Source organism: Vibrio sp. 10N.222.46.A1 (assembly GCF_041473595.1).
Classification (GTDB): Bacteria; Pseudomonadota; Gammaproteobacteria; order Enterobacterales; family Vibrionaceae; genus Vibrio; species Vibrio tasmaniensis_A.
Window position 1 is genome coordinate 1 of record NZ_JBFRSN010001795.1, and the last position, 504, is coordinate 504.

General features: G+C 42.9%; 1 protein-coding gene and 1 pseudogene. Both read right to left on the reverse strand.

Annotated elements, in window-relative coordinates; translation table 11 throughout:
- Positions 1–110 (reverse strand): DUF520 family protein (locus tag AB4496_RS29365; RefSeq protein ID WP_372105583.1); only part of this gene is annotated, 110 nt, incomplete at its 3' end.
- 12 nt (positions 111–122) lie between these two features.
- Positions 123–504: pseudogene (locus AB4496_RS29370) on the reverse strand (3-deoxy-7-phosphoheptulonate synthase); the annotation flags it as partial.

Here is a 504-nt window from a genome sequence, read left to right on the forward strand (position 1 = left end):
GCTTCAACGCCGCGAAAATCGAAACGAGTCGATAGTTCACGGTTTGCGTTGTCTACCGCGTTACGCAGTTCTACTGCTTCTACTTCAGAGATAATGTCAAATGATGGCATTGTGTTGTTTCCTTAAGCTAAGTTTCTATCTTTAATTGCTGTTGCAAGCATATCTAGCATTGTTGCAGTATCTTCCCAGCTTAGGCATGGGTCAGTAATAGACTTGCCGTATTCTAGGTTGTTGATATCTGTCATTGGCTGGTTACCTTCAACAATGAAGCTTTCCGCCATGATGCCTGCAATTTGATTCTTGTTAGATTTGATTTGCTCACAAATGTCTTGTGCAACTTCTAACTGTTTACGGTGCTGTTTCTGACAGTTAGCGTGGCTAAAGTCTACAACCAAACGTTGAGGTAGATCGAATTCAGCCAGTTGCTTACATGCGTTATCTACAGATTCAGCATCGAAGTTAGGGCCTTTATCGCCACCACGTAGAATTACGTGACCGTATGGG